This window comes from Mycobacterium bourgelatii (assembly GCF_010723575.1).
Taxonomy (GTDB): Bacteria; Actinomycetota; Actinomycetes; order Mycobacteriales; family Mycobacteriaceae; genus Mycobacterium; species Mycobacterium bourgelatii.
Window position 1 is genome coordinate 2,129,208 of the sequence record NZ_BLKZ01000001.1, and the last position, 21,410, is coordinate 2,150,617.

Consider the following 21,410-nt stretch of genomic DNA (forward strand, 5'->3'; position numbering starts at 1 on the left):
GGCTCCGTGTGGCCGTCGACGTTACGCAGGGGCAGATTTGCGCACGTGGCAGCATTGAGACCGATGAATACCCGTCGCGAGCTTGACCAGTCTCCCTATCTGGCCGCGGTTGCTGGCCGCAAACCCAGCCGCGTGCCGGTGTGGTTCATGCGTCAGGCTGGCCGATCGTTGCCCGAATACCGAGCTCTGCGTGAGCAACACACCATGCTGGACGCCTGTTTCCAGCCGGAAGTGGCCTGCGAGATCACGTTGCAGCCGATCCGCCGCTACGGCGTCGACGCGGCAATCCTGTTCTCCGACATCGTGGTGCCGCTGCGTGCCGCCGGGATCGACCTGGACATCGTCGCCGACGTCGGGCCGGTGATCGCGCACCCGGTGCGCACCACGGCCGACATCGACGCGATGAAACCCCTCGACGCCGAAGCGATTGCGCCCATCCTGTCGGCGGTCTCGCTGTTGGTGGCCGAGCTGGGCGAGGTCCCGCTGATCGGCTTCGCCGGTGCGCCGTTCACGCTGGCCTCCTACCTGGTGGAGGGCGGGCCGAGCCGCCATCACGCCCGCACGAAGGCGATGATGCTGGCCGCGCCGGGGGACTGGCATGCGCTGATGACCAAGCTGACAGACCTCACCATCGCGTTTTTGCGCGGCCAGCTCGAGGCCGGCGTGGACGCGATTCAGCTCTTCGACTCGTGGGCGGGGACGCTGTCGCTGGCCGACTACCGGCAGTACGTGCTGCCGCACAGTGCGCGGATCTTCGGCACCCTGGCCGAGTACGGGGTGCCCATGACGCACTTCGGTGTCGGCACCGCCGAATTGCTGGGGGCCATGTCAGAAGCCGGTGCCAGCGTGGTCGGCGTCGATTGGCGCACCTCGTTGAGCGACGCGGCGACCAGGGTCGCTCCCGGCACGGCGCTGCAGGGCAACCTCGATCCGGTGGTGGTGCTGGCCGGCTGGGACGTAGCGGAGAAAGCGGCTCGTGCGGTTGTCGACGACGGGCGTCGCGCTGTTGACGCCGGCGCGACGGGGCACGTGTTCAACCTCGGCCATGGGGTGCTGCCAGAGACCGACCCCGGCGTGCTGACCGATCTGGTGGCGCTGGTCCACTCGCTATGAAGGCCTCGTTTTGCGTTGTCGGGGGCGGCATTTCGGGTTTGACGGCGGCGTACCGGTTGCGGCTCGCGGCCGGTGACGACGCGCGCATCACGCTGTTCGACCCGGCGGATCGACTCGGTGGGATATTGCGCACCGAGCGGGTCGGCGGGCTGCCGATGGACGTCGGCGCCGAGGCGTTCGTGCTGCGCCGACCCGAGATGCGGGCGCTGCTGGCCGAACTGGGCCTGTCGGACCTGCAGCGGACCCCCACCGGCGCCCGGCCGCTGATCTACAGCGCAGGCAAGACGCATCCGTTGCCGACGGGCACGGTGATGGGCATACCGGCGTCGGCGGACTCCGTTGCCGGACTCGTGGACGAGGAGACCTTGGCACGGATCTCTTCCGAGCCCGCCCGCCCGTTCAGTTGGCAACCGGGCAGCGACCCCACGGTGGCCGAGTTGGTGGCCGACCGCTTCGGCGAGCAGGTGGTGTCGAGGTCGGTGGACCCCTTGCTCAGCGGTGTGTACGCGGGTTCGGCGGCGACGATCGGTCTGCGCGCGGCCGTACCGAGTGTGGCGGCCGCCTTGGACCGCGGCGCCGCGAACTTGACCGAGGCGGTTCGGCAAGGCACGCCACCGGCCAACAACTCGCCGATATTCGGTGCGGTGGCCGGCGGCTATCAGGTGCTGGTGGATGAACTCGTGCGGCGCAGCCGGATCCAATGGGTTCGGGCCGTGGTCTCGGATTTGCAGCCCGGCTGGGAGTTGCGCGACGACACTGGGGCCCGCTGGCAAGCCGACGCGGTGGTTCTTGCCCTCCCGGCGGCCCGGATGGCGCGTCTGGTCGGCGAGGTGGCACCGGGCGCCGCGGCGGCGGCTGGGCGCGTGGTCAGTGCGTCCTCGGCGGTGGTCGCGCTCGCGGTACCCGCCGAGACACCGTTCCCGCAGTGCTCGGGCGTGCTGGTGGCATCGGGTGAACCGCTGCATGCCAAGGCGGCCACGCTGTCGTCGCGCAAGTGGGGTATGGGTGATGGCGCGGGCGGCGATGTGCAGCTGCTGCGACTGTCGTTCGGGCGATTCGGCGACGACCTGGCCCGCCGTGCTTCCGACGACGAGTTGCTGACCTGGGCGCGTGCCGACCTGGCCGCGATGTTCGGGTTTTCGGTCGACATCGTCGACGCGCGGGTGCAGCGTTGGATCGATGCGATGCCGCAGTATGGACCCGGTCACGCCGAGCTGGTCGCGGAGCTGCGGGCCGGGCTGCCGCCGGGTCTCGCCGTGGCCGGCAGCTACCTTGACGGCATCGGCGTGCCGGCGTGTGTCGGTGCGGCGGGGCGCGCGGTCGAGGCGCTCGGAGCGCTAGTGGCACGATAGGTTTCATGGCCAAGCTTGACTTCGACGCTCTGAACGCGACGATCCGCTACCTGATGTTCTCTGTTTTTTCGGTGCGGCCCGGTGAGCTGGGTGACCAGCGGGATGCCGTGATCGACGACACCGCCACCTTTCTCAAGCAGCAGGAAGAACGCGGCGTGGTGGTGCGCGGCCTGTACGACGTGGCGGGCCTACGCGCGGACGCGGATTTCATGATCTGGACCCACGCCGAGCGTGTCGAGGACCTGCAGGCCACCTACTCCGACTTCCGGCGGACCACGACCCTGGGGCGGGCTTGCACGCCGGTATGGAGCAGCGTGGCGCTGCATCGCCCGGCGGAGTTCAACAAGAGCCACATCCCAGCGTTTCTGGCCGGTGAGGAGCCCGGCGCCTACATCTGCGTGTATCCGTTTGTGCGGTCGTACGAGTGGTATCTGCTGCCCGATGAGGAACGTCGCCGCATGCTTGCCGAGCACGGCATGGCCGCGCGGGAGTACAAGGACGTGCGGGCCAACACGGTGCCGGCCTTCGCGCTGGGCGACTACGAGTGGTTGCTGGCCTTCGAGGCCCCGGAATTGCACCGGATCGTCGACCTGATGCGGGAGCTGCGGGCCACCGATGCCCGGCGGCACACCCGCGAGGAGACGCCGTTCTTCACCGGGCCGCGGGTTCCGGTCGAGCAGCTGGTCAACGGGCTGCCGTGACGCACTCGGCCGATCCCAACGATCCGACCGACCCGACCCGGTTCGAGGAGCGGTACCGGGACGAGCGGGTAGCCCACGGCCTACCTGCCGCTACGCCGTGGGACATCGGCGGGCCGCAGCCGGTGGTGCAGCAACTGGTGGCGGTGGGTGCGATCAAGGGTGAAGTGCTCGACCCCGGCACCGGACCCGGACACCACGCGATCTACTTCGCCTCGAAGGGCTACTCGGCCGTCGGCATCGACGGGTCGGCCACGGCCATCGAGCGCGCCCGGGAGAATGCGCGGAAAGCCGGCGTCTCGGTCGATTTCCAGGTGGCCGACGCGACCAAGTTGGACGGGCTGGACGGCCGGTTCGACACGGTCGTCGATTGCGCGTTCTATCACACCTTCAGCACCGCTCCGGAGTTGCAGAGGTCGTACGTGCAGGCGTTGCATCGGGCCACCAAGCCGGGCGCTCGGCTCTATATGTTCGAGTTCGGTGAGCACGACGTCAACGGCTTCAAAATGCTTCGGACGTTGCCCGAGAGCGCGTTTCGCGACGTGCTTCCCCACGGTGGGTGGGAGATCACCTATATCGGGACTACCACCTATCAGGTGAACATGAGCGCCGAGGCGATCGAGCTAATGGCCGAACGGAACCCGGAGGTGGCCGATCAGGTCCAGGACGTGTTGCAGCGGTTCCGGGCGATGGAGCCGTGGCTCGTCGATGGTCGGGTACACGCGCCGTTCTGGGAAGTGCATGCGACGCGGGTGGATTGAGGGGGCTGCCAGGGTCAGCTCGTCGCCGGTCTCGTCACGTCTAGTCACATCCGTCACTCTGGTCGCTGGCCCGGGAATGTGGCTTGCTGCCCGGCTTTGAGCGACAACCGTTGATGCGCCAAACGCCTTGTCTGCGTTGACATTTGTCGCTACAAGCTGGGGCAGAGATCATTGCCGCCCGGAACGGAGGCTGCTGTGGCACTTGTGGCCAGAGTGGCAATTGTGGCTGAGCCGCTCGGGCTAACCGGTTACGAGCCTTCGGGTACCAATCGCAGCGAGATCGAGTTGATGCAGTAGCGCTGGTCCGTCGGCGTCGGGTAACCCTCACCCTCGAACACGTGCCCCAAGTGGCTGTGACAGTTCGCGCACAGCACCTCAATGCGTGTCATCCCCATCGAGTGGTCGGGGCGCAGGATCACCGCGTCGCTGCTCGACGGGTCGTAGAACGACGGCCAGCCGCAGTGTGACTCGAATTTCTCTGTGCTGCGGAACAATTCGGCCCCGCAGGCGCGACACTGGTAGATGCCCTGGGTCTTGGTGTCGGTGTACTCACCGGTGAACGGACGCTCGGTGCCCGCGCGGCGTAGCACCTGGAATTCCTCGGGAGTGAGCCGTTTGCGCCACTCGTCGTCGGTGAGTTCTAGCTTCGGCTTAGTCATCTGCGCCACTCCTCCCCATCGCTTCGCTCTGTATCGTCGTTGGCGCGGTCATCTGCGCCACTCCTCCCCATCGCTTCGCTCTGTATCGTCGTTGGCGCGGTCATCTGCGCCACTCCTCCCCATCGCTTCGCTCTGCATCGTCGTTGGCGCGGTCATGTTTCCACGCTAGCTTTCTCGTTCTCAGCACGCTTCTCCCGCTCAGCACGCTTCTCCGTCAGCCAGGCCGGATCGATGCCGTCATCCAGTCGGTTCTCTGCCTTGGCGTCCAGGTAGCGGAAGTAGAGCACGATGAAGATCACGATCAACAGCAGGGACCAACCGTAGGTGATCTTCAGGTATTCCATCGCCCGTCCCCACCTCATCCAGCGGAAGATGAGCCAGCGGTCCAGCGTCATGAAACCGTAGATCGCCAGCCATGCCGGCCAATTGCGGATCACCGAGTTGGGCAGCACCACCGTCATGAGGAACGGGAACAACATCATCGAGTAGTAGCCCTGAGCCAGGGACAACACCAGCCACGACCACAGCAGCAGCACGCCCGACGAGGTGGTGAGCCAGAACAGCGGGTCACGGGTGCGGTAGTAGCGGTACAGCAGCCACAGCGCCCCGATGGCGATCGCGGTGAACAGCACGCGCAGCCCGATGATCATCCACGTCGGCAAGCCGAAATACACGCCGTTGCCCTGGATCGAGCTGTTGAAGTAATCCCGGGTGCCCATGATGTAGGGCAGCGTCCGGGTGAAGAAATCGGTCGCGTTGGGTACCACCGGCAGCGCAATCAGGTTCATCACCACCGGGATGACGAGTGCGGTCACCCATGCGCGCCACTGGCGGTTCAGCAGCGGCAGCAGGAGCAGCGGCCCGAGCAGCGGTTTGAGCACCAAAGTCAGCCCGATCGCCGCACCAGCCCACCACTGGCGACTGGTTCGCCCGTCCAGCAGCCAGCGCAGGAACAGCACCTCCAACAGCAGGATGCAGCCGTTGATGTTGGTGAAAACCAGGGTGTTGGTCACCGTCTCCGTGCAGAACATGGCCAGGATCAGGGCCGGCGCGGCAACCGAGGACAGCGTGAAGTTGAACATCCGCAGCAGCAGGTAGGCGGCGACGAGGATGGCCAGGGTGTTGAGGGAGATGAACAGGTAGCGCGACACGGCGAACGGCAGGTAGCCGAACGGCGCCATGAGCAGTGTGCCGCCCGGGGGATACAGGTAGTGCGGGTCGACGTAGTCGAAGTGCTCGTTGTAGATGTCCCAGCCGTGCCGGAAGTTCAGCACCGCCCGGTACACCGGCTTGAAGTCGTCGGTGATGTTGCCGTTGATCGTGAGCACGGTGCTGCGGTGCAACACCGACAAGATGGCTATCGGCCACAGCACCGACCGCAGGACAGTGGCGGTGCTTTTGGGGCCGGGACGAAATGCGGCCTGCAGGGATTCGCGAATGCCGGTTCTGGTCGAGTCAGCTGCCGTCACCAGCGCACCGTACACCGACGCGAGTCGTCGCGAACGGTCAGGCGGGACAGTAAGTGTCGGTGCCGGGCAGCTTCCCGCTGTCCAAGTAGTCGGCCAGCGGCGGCACCGCGCAGGACGAGTAGATGCTGGCGCCGTGGCCGATGCCCTGCCACATCACCCGCTTGCTCGCCGTGTTCGCGTTGATGATGGTGGCCGCCGTCTGGGCGACCCCATCGTTTCCGACGATCGGGTCGTTCTGCACGCCCAACAGCAGCACGTCGACCTTGAGCTGCTTCGGTGCTTGCGCGGGCGTGCTACTGGGCCAGTGGATGCACTTGACCAGGTTCAGCGCGGCGACCGTGCCGAACTGCGGATAGAGCTTGGCCCAGGCGACCACCAGCTCGCGAACCCGGTCGGGGGTCGGGCGGTTGACCGCGTCGCTGCAGGTACCGACGAACTGGCCGTCGGTGTCCTGGGTGGCCTCGGCGCGGTTGATCAGGTTGTTCAGCCCGTTCATGTCACCCGAGCGCGCCGCGGCCAGCGCGTTGGCCAGGTTCGTGGTGTTGCTCACCCGGTCGCCCGTGGGGAAACCCAACGCGGTGGTGATCGCCGCAACGATGGCCGCCACCGACGGACTGCCGGGACCCTGGTCGGCTCGAGCTGCCGTCAGCAACGCGCTGACGGCGGCTTTCGGGTCCGCACCGAGCGCGCAGTTGACCGCAACGCATTGCGCGGCAAACGCATCGAGGGCCGCCTGCTGGCCCTTGACCTGCTGTTCGGCGGCGGCCTCGGCGTTGACCCCGAGTGCGACGGGGGAGTCCAGGATCAGCCTGGCGACCTTGTCGGGGCGCGACCCGGCATACGCCATCGCCACCTGGGCGCCGTTGCCGACACCGACCAGGGCCAGTGCGGGCACATCCCAGATGTTGCGCAGTCGTTCGATGTCGGAGGCGGCGTGCGAGTTGTCGTACGCGGAGTCGCCCGGCGCGATGGCGTCGGTGCAGTTGGTGGTGGCGGTATTGGAGATCTCGGACAGATTGGCCACCGGGTCGTCACCGGATCGGTACTGGGCCTGATCGCGCATGTCCTCGCGGTCGTAGCGATCGCGGCAGTCGATCGGACTCGACATTCCCAGACCGCGCCGGTCGATGGCCACGATCGGGTGGGACTTGAGCACGTCGGACCCGGCGTGGGACAGCCAGACCGGCAGCTGGGTCGATGACGGGATGTCCGAACCGGTGGTGAAGACGAGTGGTCCCGCATCTTTCGGGGTCTGACCGGAGCGGGCGCGGACCACGCCGATGCTCAACGACCCGGAGCCGCCGTTGAGCGGGTCGAGGTCGGAGTCGAAGGTCGCGCATTCCAGCTTGACCCCCGCCGCGCCCGTCACACCAGCGTCCGAGTTGACCTGGGACGTGCAGTCCCGCCACGACAAGTCGTTCTTGGGTGCCGCGATCGGTGGCGGGCCGCTCGGTGGCTTTGATGTGGTGGGCACGCCTTGCGGTTTGGCGCCCGAATCGGTGGCGAAACGCGGGTCGGCGCCGAAGACGGGCACGCAGCCGGCGACCACCGCGCAGACCGCGACCAGGATCGTGGCGGACCTGAACTGCCGACTCATGCCGACCACAGTAGCTGGACCCGCCGATTACCCCCGGACGTAGCGGGTGTACAGATAGCCCGCATCGTCGGTGATGAGGTGCGCACAACGCATCTGGGTCATCACCTGACCCGGGCCGGTCACGATCCGGCGGGATGAGCCGCCGACGATGCAGGGCGCGATGGTCAGACACAACTCGTCGAGCAAGCCGCGATCGATGAACGCACCGAGCAGCATGGGGCCGCCCTCGGTGAGGATCCGCCGCAGCCCCCGGGCCTGCAGGTTCGCCAAGATCGCGGCCTCGTCGACGCTGTTGGGATCACCGTCGGAACAGTCGATCACCTCGGCGGGCAGCCCCGCGAGCCGACGGCGGGTGTCGTCGGCGGTCGCCGTGCAGGTGAGCACCAACGCCGGCACCTCGGTGCGGGTGAACACGCCCAGGTCCTTGTCCAGGTGGCCGGAGTTGGTGACGACCGCCAGCGGCGGAATCTCTTCTTGCTGCCGGGCCTGCCGCCGCTGGCGCGCGCCGACGTCCAGCCGCACTCCCGAGTAGCCCTCCGCCCGTACCGTGCCCGCGCCGACCACGACGACATCGGCGAGCTCGCGCAGCACCGAAAAGATGAGGCGGTCGCCGGACCCGCCCAGACCGCCGCTGAGGCCCGCCGCCGTGGCGCCGCCGTCCAGGCTGGTGATGAAGTTCGCCCGCAACCAACTGCCGTCGGCAACGTCCGGGTAGCTGTAGAGAAGGGGTAGTTCGTCCTCAGCGATACCGCGGTCCGCACCGAGCAGCGTCAGGAAGTCGGACATAAGGTCGATTGCAGCACGCCGCTACAGTGCCTGCATGGACGGGCCCATCTCGCGTCTGGTCGATCGCCATCCGTCGGTGTCCCCAGAGCGGTTGATCGCCCAGCTCGACCCGCCGCCGACCTTCGCCGCGGTGAGTTTCGCGACCTACCGGCCAGACCCGAACGAACCCTCCCAGGCCGCCGCCGTCGAGGCCTGCCAGGAGTTCTGCCGGCAAGCCGTGGAACGACGCGCGGGACGCAAGAAATGGTTCGGCAAGCGGGAGGTGTTGCCCGGCGTCGGCCTGTACCTGGACGGTGGGTTCGGCGTCGGCAAGACCCACCTGCTGGCCTCGGCCTATTACGCACTGCCTGGCTCCGGACCGGGTACTTCGCCGAACCCAAAGGCGTTCGCCACATTTGGTGAGTTGACCCAGCTGGCCGGGGTGTTCGGCTTCGCCGAATGCATCGAGCTGCTGTCCAACTACACCGCGGTGTGCATCGACGAGTTCGAGCTCGACGACCCCGGCAACACCACCCTCATCTCGCGGATGCTGTCGTCATTGGTCGAGCGGGGCGTGTCGATAGCTGCGACGTCCAACACGCTGCCCGAGCAGCTGGGTGAGGGACGATTCGCCGCCCAGGACTTTCTGCGCGAGATCAACACGCTGGCAAGCATTTTCACCACCGTCCGCATCGAAGGTCCGGACTACCGCCACCGCGACCTACCGCCGGCACCCACCCCGTTGACGGACGAGGATGTCGCTGCCCGCGCCGCTGCCGTGGAGGGGGCGACGCTGGATGACTTCGACGCGCTCTGCGCCCACCTGGCCACCATGCATCCATCGCGGTACCTAACCCTGATCGAGGGTGTGCGGGCGGTGTTTCTGACGGGGGTGCACCGCATCGAGGACCAGAACGTCGCGTTGCGATTGGTGTCACTCACCGACCGCCTGTACGACGCCGGCATTCCGGTCGTCGCTTCCGGGGCCAAGCTGGACACCATCTTCGGCGAGGAAATGCTCGCAGGTGGTTATCGCAAGAAGTATCTGCGCGCCACCTCGCGACTCCTTGCCCTCACGGCCGGTTGATCGCGCGCGCCATCAGGTAGTCGCTTTCGAGCTGGTCGCCGAGCCGAAAAGTTCTGGTACCACTGATTTCAAAGCCGCACTTGGCGTAGAAGCGTTGCGCCCGAACGTTTTGCCGATTGACCCCCAACCACACGCGGCGCATGCCCCACCGCGCGGCCTCGTCCAGTGCGGAGTCCATCAATTCGCCCGCGACACCGCGGCCGTGGAAGTCGGGTACCACGTAGATCTTTGACAGTTCGGCGCTGTTGTCCGTCTCGGGAATGTCGCGAATCAGCATGGCGTATCCGACGATTCGTTCTTTGTGACGCGCCGCCAATACCGCTCGCCGTGGATCGCTCAGATAGTCGGCGAAGTGGGCCGCCGACAGATTGTCCTCGATGAAGGCGGCGACGTTGTCGGCTGCCACCGAGGGTGGGCAGGCCAGCGGAAAAGTGGTCGCGGCGAGGTCGGCCAACTCACCGGCCGCATCCGCCGTGGCGATGTCTATCCGCAGGTCAGAGATTCCACTGCGCAAGGTGCTCGCCGGTCTTGCGGTCCAGCAGAACGACCACGGAAACCGGATCACGGTAGGCGTCCCAGTACACGCCGCCCCGCACGATCGAACCCTGCGGCGCGTTGCCGAGCGCGGCGTCCAGCCAGTCGGGCGCGTCGCAGGCCCGCGGCTTGTAGGCGTCGGCGAACGGCGTCACGCCGTCGAAGCTGAAGTTGGTCGCCATGATGAACGAGTTCGGGACCCGGACCGCGTGGACGGTGACATCGGCGCGGTTGACCGAGCTGCCGGGGAAGCTCTTCACCGGAACACCGCTGCGCGTGTAACCGAAGCCCGGCGGCGGTTCGACGGGGATCACGCTGCTGACGGTGACGTCGGCGACGTAGGTGCCGGTGTCGACTCGCAGCGTGTCCCCGATGTGGCCGATCGGAGCGTCACCGGCGCGTGCGCGGGGAGCCGCAACTCCCGCCGCGGTGATGCTCGCGACCGCGATCAGCAAGGTGGACAAGGCGATCAGCCAGCGGTGCATCTTCGCATGATTGCACACGCGGTGACGCCAACGGGAGGGGTTAGGTGGGTTCCTTGTGGGCGGCCAGTGACTGCAGAGCGTTCGCCAGGTCGGTCTCGACCCGCTGCTTGTCGACACCGGCTTGATGCAGTGGTCCGGCGCCGTCTTCCAATTCGAGCAAGGCCAGCAGCAGGTGCTCGGTGCCGATGTAGTTGTGGCCCAAGCGGAGTGCCTCGCGGAAGGTCAGTTCGAGCACCTTGCGCGCCGGTCCGCTGAACGGGATCAGATTGGGTGTCTCGCCCGCGGCGGGCGGCAGTTTGACCGTGGCACGCAGATTTTCGGTGTCGACGTTCTGTTGTCGCAGCAACACGGTCGCCAGGGCCGCCGGGTCGCTGAGCAGGCCGAGCAGCAGGTGGTCGGGAGTTATCTCGCTGTTGGCCGCGTCGTGGGCGGCATTCTGGGCCGCGACCACGGCATTGCGCGCCCGCGGGGTGAAACGGCTGAAGCCTTGCTCGGGGTCCAAGGTGGTGGCCTCGGCTTTCGGGACGAACCTCTTTTGCGCCGCCTGTTTGGTGACGCCCATGGCTTTGCCGATTTCGGTCCAGGAGGCACCCGAGCGACGTGCTTGATCGACGAAGTGCCCGATCAGGTGATCGGCGATCTCGCCGAGGCTTTCGGCCGCCAAGACGGCGTCCTGGAGTTGGTCCAGGGCGTCGGTGTGCACCGTCTTGATCACGTTGATCAGGTCGTCGAGGCGGACGGGGTAAGAGATCTTGGCCGGTTCCACCATGGCGTCAACGCTAGGTTGACGATCAGGCGGTGTCAACCTTGGGTTGACGATGGCCGCTCGATTTGTTCGAGATGCGGCAGCGCCGTGCCTCTGGGACCATCTCTGAGCTATGAGAACCCTGCTGACGATGACCTGCCTCGTGGTGGCGATCGGCATGGCCGCGCCGGCCCAGGCTGACGCGGGCCAAGACCAAGCTTTCATCGTTTCGCTCAATGCTGCCGGTATCACCTACAAGGATCCCGAGAGCGCGATTGCGGCCGGAAAGAGCGTTTGCAACATGGCCAATCAGGGCAAGACCGGGGCCGAGGTGGTCGAGATCCTGCAAGCCGGAAATCCCGGGCTGACCCAGGAAAACGCCGCACGGTTCACGGCGATCTCAGCGGGTGTCTACTGCCCTGCGAAACTTCCGCCGAAACAGGGCACGTAGCCGGGGGTTCGCCGGGCACGCCGTCCATCCCACCACGGTAGGCCTGCGGCGACGCCCGATGCTCAGTGTGCGACCGGGCACCCGCCGGCGTAGTCCACCTGCCAATGCTTGATGCCGTTGAGCCAGCCCGAGCGCAACCGGTCCGGAGCCGACAGCGGCACCAGGTTGGGCAGGTGATCGGCGATGGCGCCGGACATCAGGTTAAGCGTCATCCGGGCCAGGTTCGCGCCGATGCAGTAGTGCGCGCCGTGACCACCAAAGCCCAGGTGTGGGTTGTGATTTCGGGTGATGTCAGTCGAAGTTGGCCGAGCGGTACAGCATGACGACCCGCTGGCCCTTCTTGATGGTCACACCGGACAGTTCGACGTCCTGCAGTGCGGTGCGTTGGAAGGACGTGACCGGAGTGCCCCAGCGCACGATCTCGTCGGCCGCGGTTTCCGGGCGCCCCCGCTTGAACAGTTCCCACTGGTCGGGGAATTCGGTGAAGGCCATCATGCCCTGGGTGATCGAATTGCGCGTGGTCTCGTTGCCGGCCACCGCCAACATGAGCGCAAACCAGCCGAACTCGTCGTCGGACAACTTTTCGCCGTCGATGTCGGCCTCGAAGCCGACATGTCAAACCTCCTGCGTCGACGGTGCCGGGACGACATCTGCAGCCATCGCTTCGATCGCAAGGAACGCGAAAGTCATCGCCGGAGCGAGTGTTCCACCCGCCCCGGGATAAGACGGACCCATCACGCTGACCGTCGTGTTGCCCGCCGCGTACAGGTCGGCGATCGGATGCCCGACGGCGTCGAGGACACGTCCGCTGGTGTCGGTGCGCAGCCCGGACTTGGTGCCGAGGTCGCCGGGCACCACCTGGACCGCATAGAAGGGTGCGGTGTCGACCGGGCCGAGCGATGGATTGGGCTTGACCCGAGGGTCGGTGTAGTGGACGTCGTTGAGCGTCTCGCCGCGATGGAAGTCGGGATCGGTTCCACGGCTTGCGAATTCGTTGAACCGCTGCACGGTCTGTTCGAGGTTGGCGACGGGCACGTCGATGTCGGTGGCCAAGCTGGCCAGCGTGTCCGCCTTGTGCAGCCAGCCCCGGCCGGGCCGCAGCCGCTGTGCGACCCGGCTGTCCGGTTGCAGCATGCCGGGTTCGATCGGGCCGACCGGAAACTTCTTGCGGTACTTGGCGTCGAAGATCATCCAGGCCGGAATCGCCTTGCCCGTCTGAGCGTGTGCGGCGTACATCGCCTTGCCGATGTTGTTGTAGTTGCTCGCCTCGTTGACGAAGCGGCGGCCGTCGCGATCGACGAAGAAGCTCCACGGCAGGCTTTTCTCGATCACCAGCACACACGCCGTCGGTTCGCCCGGCGGCAGCACCGCCGGTGTCCACCAGCAGTTGTCCATCGTCGCGGTGTCGAGGTCGGCGCCCGTCGTCGTGCGCGTGGGGCAGGCGGTGATGGTTCCGGCCGGGATTTCCCACGGAATCCGAAACGTCGGGACGCAGCGTTGCTCCTACCTGGCCGTGACCGGCCCCGGTGAATACCAGAAGGTGCTGGTGGACAAGGGAAGTCAGGCATGAGCACCGGCAGGACCGTCGTCGTCACCGGCAGTTCGTCCGGGCTGGGGCGCGCAACCAAGAAGCGCTTGAGGCCGAGGGGGTACACGTGATCGGGGTGGACCTCGGGACGCCGAGATCATCGCCGATTTGTCCGAGCCGGCTGTAGTCGGCTCATGGTGCTGATGTGACCATTGAGACTGGCCAGCCACAAGGCGCAAGCATGCACCATGCGTCTTTCAGTTTTGATGGCGTATGCGCTATCAGGCGGCGTCGCAGGGCGATCGGTAACGTGAGAACCCAGTAACCGGGAGGTCGCGTTGAAGGCAAGGTTGGCCGCGGGAGCGGCACTCGTCGGTGCGTTGGGCTGGGGTGGCCTGCGCGCGTTGGTCGCATGGATCGAGCAGAACCCCGATCCGCTGACGCGCGAACAGCTTCTCGCCGAACCCCAGGGCGACGAGGTCACGATCGCCCGCCCGGACGGGACGTTGCTACGCGTGGTGACCGCCGGCGAAGGACCCACGGTGGTTCTGGTTCACGGCTACACCGTCACCGTCGCCGAATGGAACGTCGTCTGGGATGAGCTGCTGGCCCGGGGTTACCGCGTCATTGGCCTCGACCAACGAGGCCACGGGCGTTCCACACTCGGCTCCGAGGGGATCGGATCAAAGCCCATGGCCGCCGACATCGCCGCGCTGCTGGAACATTTCGACGTTCGTGACGCCGTGCTCGTCGGGCACTCGATGGGCGGATTCGTCAGCATCCGAGCGCTATTGGACCATCCCCACCTTGCGTCGCGGTTGCGGGGATTGGTGTTGTTTGCGACGTGGGCGGGCCGCGTGATGGATGGAGCGCCGCAGAACAAGGTGCAGATCCCGCTGCTCGAGTACGGCATTCTGCAACGACTGATTCGGAACAAGACGGTTGCAACGCTGTTCGGGGCGGCCCAGTGTGGGGCGCGCCCCTCGCCGGCGATGGTCCGGGTGTTTACCGAAGGGTTTCAGCAGCACGTCGAAGAACACGGGCCCCACCTGGAGATTGTGCGGGCCTTCTCCCGCGAGGACCGCTACCCGCGGTTGGGCGAGATCATGGTTCCGACGGTGGTCATGGTGGGGGCGGCCGACCGCACCACGCCGCCCAACCACTCGCGTCGGATGGCCGCCGGAATTCCGGGTGCACGTCTGGTGACGGTGCCTGCTGCGGGGCATGGGCTCAATTGGGAGGCGCCTGACGAATTGGTCAAAGTCATCGAATCGTTTGGGGTGCAGCAGGATTCGCTTTCCGGATAGAGCGGCCAGCGGCCACTGGCTCGGCATGTCTGAAATTGCCTGATGTGCGGGGGCGTCAAATTCGCTATGTTGCTGAGACGCGCGGCAAATCGTGCCCACACCCTTAAGGAGCCAAATGGCAATGAAGGTTTCGATGATGGCAGCCGCGGTCGCGGCGACCGCACTGGTAGCGGGTGGGGCACTCGCGGGGTGCGGGGGTGACAAAGAGTCACATCCCGCGTCGTCAACAACATCCTCAGCGGCTTCGTCCGCGTCTGCGTCTGGGTCGCCGACGTCGAGCACCCCCGCGGCGCAGCCGGGGGATTACAGCGGTCTGCTGCTCAAGACCGATGACATCGGCGTGCCCGGCAACACCTGGACTCTCACGCAGAAGCCCGGCACCAACCCGCCGGGCGTTGAAGGTGTCTACCTCAACCAGGACAACACTCGCAAGATCGAGATCTCGATCTACGTCTACGCCAACCCCGGCGAGGCCGCCCAGGCGCTGGACCAGAACTCGAAGATGATTCCGGAGCTGAGCACCAAAGCGACGCCGGAGCCGACCGACGTGGGCGACGCCAGCGTGGTTGCCGTCGGACCGTCGCCCGACGGTGCGAAGGCGAAGGGGATCGTGATGTTCACCCAGGGCAAGGTGTTCACCGTCGTTGAACTCGAGAGTGCCCCCGACGACCCGGTGAGCCAAGACTTCATCCTGGAGCTCAGCAAGAAGCAGGACGCCGCGATCAAGTCCGGGTTGCCTCAGTGACCGCGGGTTAGGCGCGGATCGACCGCGGCCGGCGCGACCGGGTGGCTTACAGGCTGCCCGGCGTGCCGACGGGAACCTGCACGCCCAGCCAGTTGCAGGGCAGCCAGGTTTGCCACGCGACAAGCCCGCATTGCTGTTCGGGCGTCAGTGGGCTGGGCCCGGCGCAGGGCGGAGTGGCGGGACCGCCGCAAACATTGGGATCGGCTGATGCCACGCCCAAATTTGCGAAAGTAGTTGCGCCGATCGCCAATGTGATGGCGGCGGCGGCCGAACAATATCGAATGCGATTCATGGCGAGCTCGAATCTGTCGAAGATTGACGAATCTTAACGCTGACGCCGGACAGCGGTAACCCCGTTTTTCGGTACGGGCTAGGGCCTGCCTAGTGCATCTGTCTGGTTGCCGACGTCCACTGCTGGCCGTCGAAATACCGCAGCACGTTGGGGTCGCGGGTGTCGGGGTACCAACCGGGTTCGGTCGTGGGCTGCCATCCATGGGGGACGTACGGCTCGGACTTGGATGAATCCGCCAGCCGAACTACCAGCAGGATGATGCCGGTGATGACGGCAGCCGCGAAGAGACCCACGAGGAGCAAAAGCAACAAGGCGGCCACGAACCCATCATCCCCGATCGGAACTGGTCGTTGACGACGGTTCTCGGTCATGACGTGAATATGCGTTGTCGGCGGCGCCGCTCAACGGGTGGCAGCCGGGGGAGAGCGGAGGTGCGTACACCACCGTGTCGCATTCGAGGCACCGCCAGGTCATGTGGCCGCCACGGCGCGCGCAGTCGCACGGTTGATGTCCAACCTGCGCACGGTGTCCGCCGAGTAGATGGCCGTGGGGACAGCGCTCGGGCGGACGCACCATCCACGTGCCGGTGGTGCAGCGGACCAAGTCGCCGACGGCAGCCATGTGCTGACCGTAGATCGTCGCTACGACGGTTGCGGCGTCATTGGCTGGAAAGGGGCTGCTGGACCGGATACCTCGCGCGCGCCTAATCAAAAATCGTGTAGATCAACGAATTTCGTGACGCGACGTGCGCCTCGCCAAGGCCGGCCAGATGACTGACTGGTCGTGTGGATCCCGAACGGATGCCACCATGGCGCGGGGAGGTGGCTTACCCCACGGAAGTTTGGCTGAGCCGAGGCTCTCTGCAACGGGCCGTTTCCAGCTGACTCGCCAAACAGATTGTTAATAAAGGGGATTCGTTGCGATCTGCCGCCGCTTCCGGTATGAGACTCCATTGTGGGAACAAGTTCTGAGACTCTGCGACGTGGCAATTAGGTGCTTGCAGCAGGTCCCGTAGGCCGTCTCAGTTCTTTAGTTTTGCGACTACGTGCTGGACACCGGATAGTGCGAAGCGCTGTCAACGCTCAGCCATGTGGACTGCGCATTTGACAATCACCAACTGATGGTCCGGCCTGTGCGCTGTCTGCCCGAGGTGTGTCATCCGCGTGCAACACGCCGTTGGTCGGCCACTGAGGGGTACAGCGCCTGAACTGTTGGAGACTCCCAACGATGGCCGCACGTTAGGGAGAAATTATGAGCATTGATGTGCTCATCGGGGGAGTTGCGACGCAGATCGACCGCGCCGTCTTCACGGCACTGCTGGAAGAGTCCGTCGCCAGCATCTATGTCCGGTATCAGAGGGCGCTTACCGCTGGGAGAATTGAGTTTTCCGATCTGAAATTTCTCGCACAAAAGGGAGAATGACCCGTCCCGGTGAGTCCGGAGACTGTTTTCGTTGATTCACCCTGCCTTTGGTGGGGTGCGTCTGTGATCGTAGTGGGGCTTCTCGACGGCCTGTGGGGTGAAGTCGTCGAGGTACTCGTGAGGACGTTCGGTGTTGAACCACATCACCCACTGGGCGGTCGCCACCTCGACCTGGTCGACCTCACGCCATGGCCCTTGCCGGCGGATGACTTCGTTCTTGAACGACCCGACGGTGGTCTCGGCCAACGCGTTGTCCCGAGTCGTCAACTGCGCTCCATCCGGTCGGTGATCAGCGAATCGTTCGGGTGACGCACCCGTTCCACCCGTGGTTTGGCCGCGAGTTCGTCTTCCTCGCGGTTCGGCAGACGTGGTCGGAGGATCGGGTGTTCTTCCTCGACGAGAATGCTCGGCAGTTCTCGCTGCCAGTGGGCTGGACGGACGTTGTCGAGCCGGACGTGTTCGTCAGGATGGCCGCGGGTCGGTCGCCGTTCGGGTTCGCCGATCTGGTCGAACTGCGGCGGCTGATCGATGGCCTGTCCGGCTGAACGAGTGTCAGCCCAATTATGCCGCATTCGTTAGGCAGATTATGCCGTCATAAGTGGTGTTCACATCACCTACGCTCGATAATTTGCGCAGCTAGCAACGTGAATAGCTGTAATTATGTGACACGGTTGCAGCGTGTCGGACATCTGGTCATCGCTCTATCCGGCATAATTCTATCTACACAATAGATTTGGAGGTGGCGTTGTGGCTCGGAAGCGGAAGCTGGATGCGAAGGAGGCGGCGCTGGCCGAGTCGCGGACGTTGAATCCTCGCCCGGATGCGGTACGTGACGAACGGTTCGCGTCCTCGGAGTTCTTCGATGCCCGCGATCTGGTGCAGGTCAAGTACGAGATGGTGCGGCGGGTGCGGGTCGAGGGCGCCCCGGTCACCCAGACCGCGGCCACGTTCGGGTTCTCCCGGCCGTCGTATTACGAGGCCGCCGCCGCGGTGGACCGTGACGGGCTGAGTGGGCTGGTGCCGGCCAAGCCGGGCCCGCGGCGCGCGCACAAGCTCACCGCCCAGGTCATCACCTATGCCCGGCAGTTGCGCGAAGCCGATCCCGGCATCGGGTCGGCGCGGCTGGCTGATGCGATCGCCGAGACGTTCGCGCTCAGGGTGCACCCGCGATCGGTGGAGCGGGCCCTGGCCCGCGCTGAGAACCCCAAAAGTGGAGGAGTGCAATGACATCGACGATGCAGGCGGTGATGGATCCGACGTTGTGGACGGGTATGAGCAGCTGCGGGCCCGCGCGCTTGGTGGTGCGGCCGACGGGTGGCGGATGGGGCTGGCAGTGCTTCAGCAACGCGGGGTGGCCGCATGGCTGCGGCTGCGCCAGCCGACCGTGCCCACGGTGTCGGCGCCCACACCCGTCCGGGTCTCACCTCCGGTCACCGGGGGCGCGGAGGCCGAGCTGGTCGGGCTGCTGGCCTCGATGGCGCTGGCTGTCGCCGTTGCGGAGTGAGCGGTCATGAGCGAGCAGGCCGCGGCGAAGGTGACCGGCGCGCACCTGGCCCGCACCGCCTACCTGTATGTGCGCCAGTCCACGCTGCGTCAGGTGCTGACCAACACCGAATCGGCCACCCGCCAATATGCGTTGCGGCAGAAGGCGATCGCGCTGGGCTGGCCGACCGAGGCGATCGTCACCATCGACACCGACCAAGGCCAGTCCGGCGCTTCGGCCGCCGACCGGGAAGGATTCCAGCGGCTAGTCGCCGAGGTAAGCATGGCCCGCGCGGGGATCGTATTGGGCCTGGAGGTGTCACGGCTGGCCCGCAACAACGCCGACTGGCACCGACTGCTAGAGATCTGCGCCATGTCGGCGACGTTGATCTGCGATGAGGACGGCCTGTATGACCCGACCGACTTCAACGACCGGCTGCTGCTCGGACTCAAGGGCACCATGAGCGAGGCTGAGCTGCACTTCATCCGGGCCCGCCTCATCGGCGGGCAGCTATCGAAGGCACGCCGCGGCGAACTGCGCATGCCCCTGCCGGTCGGGCTGGTCTACGACCCAGCCGAGCGAATCGTGCTCGACCCGGATAGCGGTGTGCAACAAGCGATCCAGCACGTGTTCACCCTATTCGCTCGCACCGGCTCAGCACGCGCGGTGGTGCAGCAGTTCAACGCCGAGAAGCTGCTGTTCCCGGTGCGGGTGCGCACCGGCACGCATAAGGGTGAGCTGGCCTGGATGCCGCTGCAGCATTGGCGGGTGCTGCGCACCCTGCACAACCCCCGCTACGCCGGCGCGTTCGCCTACGGCCGACGCCGAGAGCGCGTCGGCGCCAACGGCAAGAAGACCTTCCAGACCTTGCCGCGTGAGCAGTGGATCGCGCTGTTCCCCGACGCGCATCCCGGTTACATCAGTTGGGACCAATACGAGACCAACCAGCGCCTACTGCTGGGCAACGCCACCGCCCACGGTCAAGACCGCGCCGCCGGTCCCGCCCGGGAAGGAACCGCGCTGCTGCAGGGCCTGGCCATCTGCGGGCGGTGCGGGCGGCGGATGACGGTGCGCTACCACACCCGCCGCGGCGTCGAGGTCCCCGATTACCAGTGTATGAACCGATGCATCCAACAGGGTGCGCAGCGCTGCCAAACCGTGCCCGGCGCCGTCGTCGACGATGCCGTCGGCGCCCTGCTGCTGGATACCCTCACCCCGCACGCCCTCGAGGTCGCCCTGACCGTGCAGGCCGAACTGGACACCCGCGCCGCCGAGGCCGACGCGCTGCGCCGCCAGGCCGTCGAACGGGCACGCCACCGCGCCGACCTGGCCCGCCGCCGCTACCTGGCCGTCGACCCAGACAACCGACTCGTCGCCGACAGCCTCGAGGCCGATTGGAACGATGCGCTGCGCGCCCTGCAAGCCGCCCGCGAAGACTACGAACGCGCCACCCAGGCCGCCGCAGCCGTACTCAACGACCAGATCAAGAACCAAATTCATTCATTGGCAACGGATTTCCCAGCCCTCTGGTCCAACCCACACACCGCGCAGCGAGACCGTAAACGCATGGTGCGGCTACTCGTCGACGATGTCACCCTACACAAGAACGATCGCATCCACCTACACGTGCGTCTGCGGGGCGGACAGAACCGCAGTCTCGCAATCGCGATACCGCCCACATCCTGGCAAGCCCGCCAAACCCGCTCCGACACCGTCAAAGTGTTGGACCGGCTACTGGACACCCACACCGATGCCGAGGTCGCCGAAACGCTCAACGCCCAAGGACACCGCTCTGGTGAGAACAAGCCATTCACCGCAGGCATCGTCGTCCACGTGCGCCGCAAGTACCATCTGCTCAGCCACTCCGAGCGGCTCCGCGCCCAGGGCCTGCTCACCACAACCGAACTCGCGCAACACCTCGGCGTGCACCCCAGCACCGTAAAGAGCTGGACCAAGGCCGGAATACTCAACTCCCACAAGGCAAACGACAAGAATGAACGTCTCTACGAACCACCGACCGCCGGTGATCCACGCCTTACCACCCGACAAGGCAGCCCACTAAGAAAACGAGTTCCCATCCAACCCACTACAGGAGGTGCACTATGAAGCCAAGCCCTTGTCCAGGGCGTCACCGACCGATCCGACCGAAGGGTCGACACCTTCGTCGATGAGCCGCTGGGTGAAGGCCACCGAGGTGTACTGACTGCCCGCATCGCTGTGAGCTATCAGCCCGCGCAAGGTGGTGTTGCCTTCCTGGGCGCGGGTGAAGAAGGCGTGCTCAACGGCGGCGAGGACCAGGTCGGTGGTCATCGATCTGGCCGCGCGCCAGCCGACGATCCGGCGGCTGTAGGCGTCGATGACGAACGCCACGTAGACGAACCCCATCCACGTCCACACATAGCTAAAGTCAGCTACCCACAACCGGTTTGGTGCACACGCATAGAATCGCCGGTCGACCAGATCCGGATATCTGACATGGCTTTCGTCGGGGATGGTGGTCTTGTGCTTGGCCCCGTAACGCGCGCCCTCCCAACCCTGTTCGCGCATGATCCGCTCCACCGTGCAGCGGGCGACATCATGGCCCTGTCCGCGCAGCCAAATCCACAACTTGCGTGACCCCAGCGTCTGGACGAATCGACCGTTCTTTTTGTCTTCCCTTGCCGCCGTGATGATCTCGACCGTCTCGGCGTCACGCAGTTGGCGACGCGTCGCAGTCTTGGACATCCACTCGTAATAGGTCGACGGACTGATCGGCACGCCATGCTCGGACAGCACGGCGCACATGGGCTCGACACCCCAGCGCAGCCCAGCCCCACCGTCGGGGCCGGCCACCTGGTGGTCCTTGTGTTCGGCGATGAACCGGATCACCGTCTCCCGGGCCGGTCGGTGAAAGTCGGCCCGGGACGCGGTGACAACC

At 65.9% G+C, this 21,410-nt stretch carries 24 protein-coding genes and 3 pseudogenes; 15 read left to right on the forward strand and 12 right to left on the reverse strand.

The genetic code is table 11. The features are described 5' to 3' along the window. Positions 1–63 precede the first annotated feature (63 nt). Genes hemE through G6N68_RS09510 form a run of 4 tightly spaced genes read left to right on the forward strand, consistent with a single transcriptional unit; the run spans position 64 to position 3,924 of the window. A complete protein-coding gene (gene hemE / locus G6N68_RS09495; RefSeq protein WP_163710923.1) occupies positions 64–1,113 on the forward strand; it encodes a uroporphyrinogen decarboxylase in 1,050 nt (349 codons plus the stop codon). After that, positions 1,110–2,465 (forward strand): protoporphyrinogen oxidase, encoded by a 1,356-nt coding sequence (locus G6N68_RS09500; protein WP_163710925.1) that lies wholly within the window; start codon positions 1,110–1,112, stop codon positions 2,463–2,465. The genes hemE and G6N68_RS09500 overlap by 4 nt, the downstream gene beginning before the upstream one ends. A gap of 5 nt (positions 2,466–2,470) precedes the next feature. Then, positions 2,471–3,166, forward strand: a complete 696-nt coding sequence (gene hemQ / locus G6N68_RS09505; RefSeq protein WP_163710927.1) for a hydrogen peroxide-dependent heme synthase — start codon at positions 2,471–2,473, stop codon at positions 3,164–3,166. After that, the gene (locus tag G6N68_RS09510; protein ID WP_163710929.1) at positions 3,163–3,924 is read left to right on the forward strand and encodes a class I SAM-dependent methyltransferase; all 762 of its coding nucleotides are present in this window, start codon (positions 3,163–3,165) and stop codon (positions 3,922–3,924) included. Before hemQ ends, G6N68_RS09510 begins: the two co-directional genes overlap by 4 nt. 248 nt (positions 3,925–4,172) lie before the next feature. Here the strand turns inward: G6N68_RS09510 and msrB are convergent, their stop codons facing one another. The 4 genes from msrB to G6N68_RS09530 all read right to left on the reverse strand — a co-directional run bounded on the left by msrB (position 4,173) and on the right by G6N68_RS09530 (position 8,435). Continuing rightward, entirely contained in the window at positions 4,173–4,583 is a 411-nt protein-coding gene (msrB, locus tag G6N68_RS09515) for a peptide-methionine (R)-S-oxide reductase MsrB (protein WP_163710931.1), read from the reverse strand. A 152-nt stretch (positions 4,584–4,735) separates the two neighbouring features. Next, positions 4,736–6,067, reverse strand: a complete 1,332-nt coding sequence (gene aftC / locus G6N68_RS09520) for an arabinofuranan 3-O-arabinosyltransferase (RefSeq protein ID WP_163710933.1) — start codon at positions 6,065–6,067, stop codon at positions 4,736–4,738. Between the two features lie 22 nt (positions 6,068–6,089). Then, entirely contained in the window at positions 6,090–7,649 is a 1,560-nt protein-coding gene (locus G6N68_RS09525) for an alpha/beta hydrolase (RefSeq protein ID WP_163710935.1), read from the reverse strand. Positions 7,650–7,676: 27 nt separating this feature from the next. Further along, positions 7,677–8,435 (reverse strand): pyrimidine reductase family protein, encoded by a 759-nt coding sequence (locus G6N68_RS09530; protein WP_163710936.1) that lies wholly within the window; start codon positions 8,433–8,435, stop codon positions 7,677–7,679. Between G6N68_RS09530 and zapE the strand changes: the two genes are divergently transcribed. Then, the gene (zapE, locus tag G6N68_RS09535; protein WP_205351465.1) at positions 8,434–9,501 is read left to right on the forward strand and encodes a cell division protein ZapE; all 1,068 of its coding nucleotides are present in this window, start codon (positions 8,434–8,436) and stop codon (positions 9,499–9,501) included. The two genes, G6N68_RS09530 and zapE, sit on opposite strands and share 2 nt — an antisense overlap. Here the strand turns inward: zapE and G6N68_RS09540 are convergent. Genes G6N68_RS09540 through G6N68_RS09550 form a run of 3 tightly spaced genes read right to left on the reverse strand, consistent with a single transcriptional unit; the run spans position 9,488 to position 11,289 of the window. Beyond that, positions 9,488–10,015 carry a GNAT family N-acetyltransferase gene (locus G6N68_RS09540; protein WP_240355425.1) on the reverse strand — a complete coding sequence of 176 codons (528 nt, stop codon included), beginning with the start codon at positions 10,013–10,015 and terminating at the stop codon, positions 9,488–9,490. The two genes, zapE and G6N68_RS09540, sit on opposite strands and share 14 nt — an antisense overlap. After that, positions 9,996–10,520: a hypothetical protein gene (locus tag G6N68_RS09545; protein ID WP_163710940.1), complete on the reverse strand. Its 525-nt coding sequence runs from the start codon at positions 10,518–10,520 to the stop codon at positions 9,996–9,998. Before G6N68_RS09545 ends, G6N68_RS09540 begins: the two co-directional genes overlap by 20 nt. A 40-nt stretch (positions 10,521–10,560) precedes the next feature. Beyond that, positions 10,561–11,289 (reverse strand): Clp protease N-terminal domain-containing protein, encoded by a 729-nt coding sequence (locus G6N68_RS09550; RefSeq protein ID WP_163710942.1) that lies wholly within the window; start codon positions 11,287–11,289, stop codon positions 10,561–10,563. A gap of 109 nt (positions 11,290–11,398) precedes the next feature. Between G6N68_RS09550 and G6N68_RS09555 the strand changes: the two genes are divergently transcribed. Further along, positions 11,399–11,716, forward strand: a complete 318-nt coding sequence (locus G6N68_RS09555; RefSeq protein WP_069419647.1) for a DUF732 domain-containing protein — start codon at positions 11,399–11,401, stop codon at positions 11,714–11,716. A 62-nt stretch (positions 11,717–11,778) separates the two neighbouring features. On the opposite strand, the pseudogene G6N68_RS30125 reads toward G6N68_RS09555, so the two are convergent. Together G6N68_RS30125 and G6N68_RS30130 are read right to left on the reverse strand one after the other, a co-directional pair. Further along, positions 11,779–12,319 (reverse strand): annotated as a pseudogene (locus tag G6N68_RS30125) (cytochrome P450 family protein); the annotation flags it as partial. 12 nt (positions 12,320–12,331) lie between these two features. After that, a complete protein-coding gene (locus tag G6N68_RS30130) occupies positions 12,332–13,111 on the reverse strand; it encodes an FAD-binding protein (RefSeq protein ID WP_205351291.1) in 780 nt (259 codons plus the stop codon). Between the two features lie 7 nt (positions 13,112–13,118). On the opposite strand from G6N68_RS30130, the gene G6N68_RS09565 reads away from it, so the two are divergent. From G6N68_RS09565 to G6N68_RS09580, 4 genes are all read left to right on the forward strand, one after another. Beyond that, positions 13,119–13,286, forward strand: coding sequence for a cupin domain-containing protein (locus tag G6N68_RS09565; protein WP_163710945.1), 168 nt, complete (start codon positions 13,119–13,121; stop codon positions 13,284–13,286). 296 nt (positions 13,287–13,582) lie between these two features. Continuing rightward, positions 13,583–14,551 (forward strand): alpha/beta fold hydrolase, encoded by a 969-nt coding sequence (locus G6N68_RS09570; RefSeq protein WP_163710948.1) that lies wholly within the window; start codon positions 13,583–13,585, stop codon positions 14,549–14,551. A gap of 115 nt (positions 14,552–14,666) precedes the next feature. After that, entirely contained in the window at positions 14,667–15,296 is a 630-nt protein-coding gene (locus tag G6N68_RS09575) for a hypothetical protein (protein WP_139805208.1), read from the forward strand. Positions 15,297–15,358: 62 nt separating this feature from the next. After that, the gene (locus tag G6N68_RS09580) at positions 15,359–15,625 is read left to right on the forward strand and encodes a hypothetical protein (RefSeq protein ID WP_156789269.1); all 267 of its coding nucleotides are present in this window, start codon (positions 15,359–15,361) and stop codon (positions 15,623–15,625) included. A 52-nt stretch (positions 15,626–15,677) separates the two neighbouring features. On the opposite strand, the gene G6N68_RS09585 is transcribed toward G6N68_RS09580, so the two are convergent. Beyond that, positions 15,678–15,959, reverse strand: coding sequence for a DUF2510 domain-containing protein (locus G6N68_RS09585; RefSeq protein ID WP_163710950.1), 282 nt, complete (start codon positions 15,957–15,959; stop codon positions 15,678–15,680). Between the two features lie 880 nt (positions 15,960–16,839). On the opposite strand from G6N68_RS09585, the gene G6N68_RS09590 reads away from it, so the two are divergent. Beyond that, the gene (locus G6N68_RS09590) at positions 16,840–17,010 is read left to right on the forward strand and encodes a hypothetical protein (protein WP_163710953.1); all 171 of its coding nucleotides are present in this window, start codon (positions 16,840–16,842) and stop codon (positions 17,008–17,010) included. A gap of 36 nt (positions 17,011–17,046) precedes the next feature. Here G6N68_RS09590 and G6N68_RS09595 read toward each other — a convergent pair. Then, positions 17,047–17,286: pseudogene (locus tag G6N68_RS09595) on the reverse strand (integrase core domain-containing protein); the annotation flags it as partial. Positions 17,287–17,315: 29 nt separating this feature from the next. Here G6N68_RS09595 and G6N68_RS09600 point away from each other — a divergent pair. The 4 genes from G6N68_RS09600 to G6N68_RS09615 all read left to right on the forward strand — a co-directional run bounded on the left by G6N68_RS09600 (position 17,316) and on the right by G6N68_RS09615 (position 20,599). After that, positions 17,316–17,555, forward strand: a complete 240-nt coding sequence (locus tag G6N68_RS09600; RefSeq protein ID WP_069422641.1) for a DUF5372 family protein — start codon at positions 17,316–17,318, stop codon at positions 17,553–17,555. A gap of 202 nt (positions 17,556–17,757) precedes the next feature. Further along, positions 17,758–18,237, forward strand: coding sequence for a COG3415 family protein (locus G6N68_RS09605; protein ID WP_069422638.1), 480 nt, complete (start codon positions 17,758–17,760; stop codon positions 18,235–18,237). Beyond that, positions 18,221–18,514: a hypothetical protein gene (locus G6N68_RS09610; protein WP_139805465.1), complete on the forward strand. Its 294-nt coding sequence runs from the start codon at positions 18,221–18,223 to the stop codon at positions 18,512–18,514. Before G6N68_RS09605 ends, G6N68_RS09610 begins: the two co-directional genes overlap by 17 nt. Positions 18,515–18,520: 6 nt before the next feature. After that, complete coding sequence (locus G6N68_RS09615) at positions 18,521–20,599, forward strand: recombinase family protein (RefSeq protein ID WP_069422640.1); 2,079 nt, start codon at positions 18,521–18,523, stop codon at positions 20,597–20,599. Here the strand turns inward: G6N68_RS09615 and G6N68_RS09620 are convergent. Beyond that, positions 20,600–21,379, reverse strand: a pseudogene (locus G6N68_RS09620) (IS3 family transposase); the annotation flags it as partial. It abuts the gene before it with no gap. Positions 21,380–21,410: the final 31 nt, after the last annotated feature.

Coding starts and splice junctions, on each gene's coding strand:
- hemE (WP_163710923.1), top strand. CDS start 64: ATGAATACCCGTCGCGAGCTTGACCAGTCTCCCTATCTGGCCGCGGTT.
- G6N68_RS09500 (WP_163710925.1), top strand. CDS start 1,110: ATGAAGGCCTCGTTTTGCGTTGTCGGGGGCGGCATTTCGGGTTTGACG.
- hemQ (WP_163710927.1), top strand. CDS start 2,471: ATGGCCAAGCTTGACTTCGACGCTCTGAACGCGACGATCCGCTACCTG.
- msrB (WP_163710931.1), bottom strand. CDS start 4,583: ATGACTAAGCCGAAGCTAGAACTCACCGACGACGAGTGGCGCAAACGG.
- G6N68_RS09525 (WP_163710935.1), bottom strand. CDS start 7,649: ATGAGTCGGCAGTTCAGGTCCGCCACGATCCTGGTCGCGGTCTGCGCG.
- G6N68_RS09530 (WP_163710936.1), bottom strand. CDS start 8,435: ATGTCCGACTTCCTGACGCTGCTCGGTGCGGACCGCGGTATCGCTGAG.
- G6N68_RS09545 (WP_163710940.1), bottom strand. CDS start 10,520: ATGCACCGCTGGCTGATCGCCTTGTCCACCTTGCTGATCGCGGTCGCG.
- G6N68_RS09550 (WP_163710942.1), bottom strand. CDS start 11,289: ATGGTGGAACCGGCCAAGATCTCTTACCCCGTCCGCCTCGACGACCTG.
- G6N68_RS09555 (WP_069419647.1), top strand. CDS start 11,399: ATGAGAACCCTGCTGACGATGACCTGCCTCGTGGTGGCGATCGGCATG.
- G6N68_RS30130 (WP_205351291.1), bottom strand. CDS start 13,111: ATGGACAACTGCTGGTGGACACCGGCGGTGCTGCCGCCGGGCGAACCG.
- G6N68_RS09575 (WP_139805208.1), top strand. CDS start 14,667: ATGGCAATGAAGGTTTCGATGATGGCAGCCGCGGTCGCGGCGACCGCA.
- G6N68_RS09585 (WP_163710950.1), bottom strand. CDS start 15,959: ATGACCGAGAACCGTCGTCAACGACCAGTTCCGATCGGGGATGATGGG.
- G6N68_RS09590 (WP_163710953.1), top strand. CDS start 16,840: ATGAGCATTGATGTGCTCATCGGGGGAGTTGCGACGCAGATCGACCGC.
- G6N68_RS09615 (WP_069422640.1), top strand. CDS start 18,521: ATGAGCGAGCAGGCCGCGGCGAAGGTGACCGGCGCGCACCTGGCCCGC.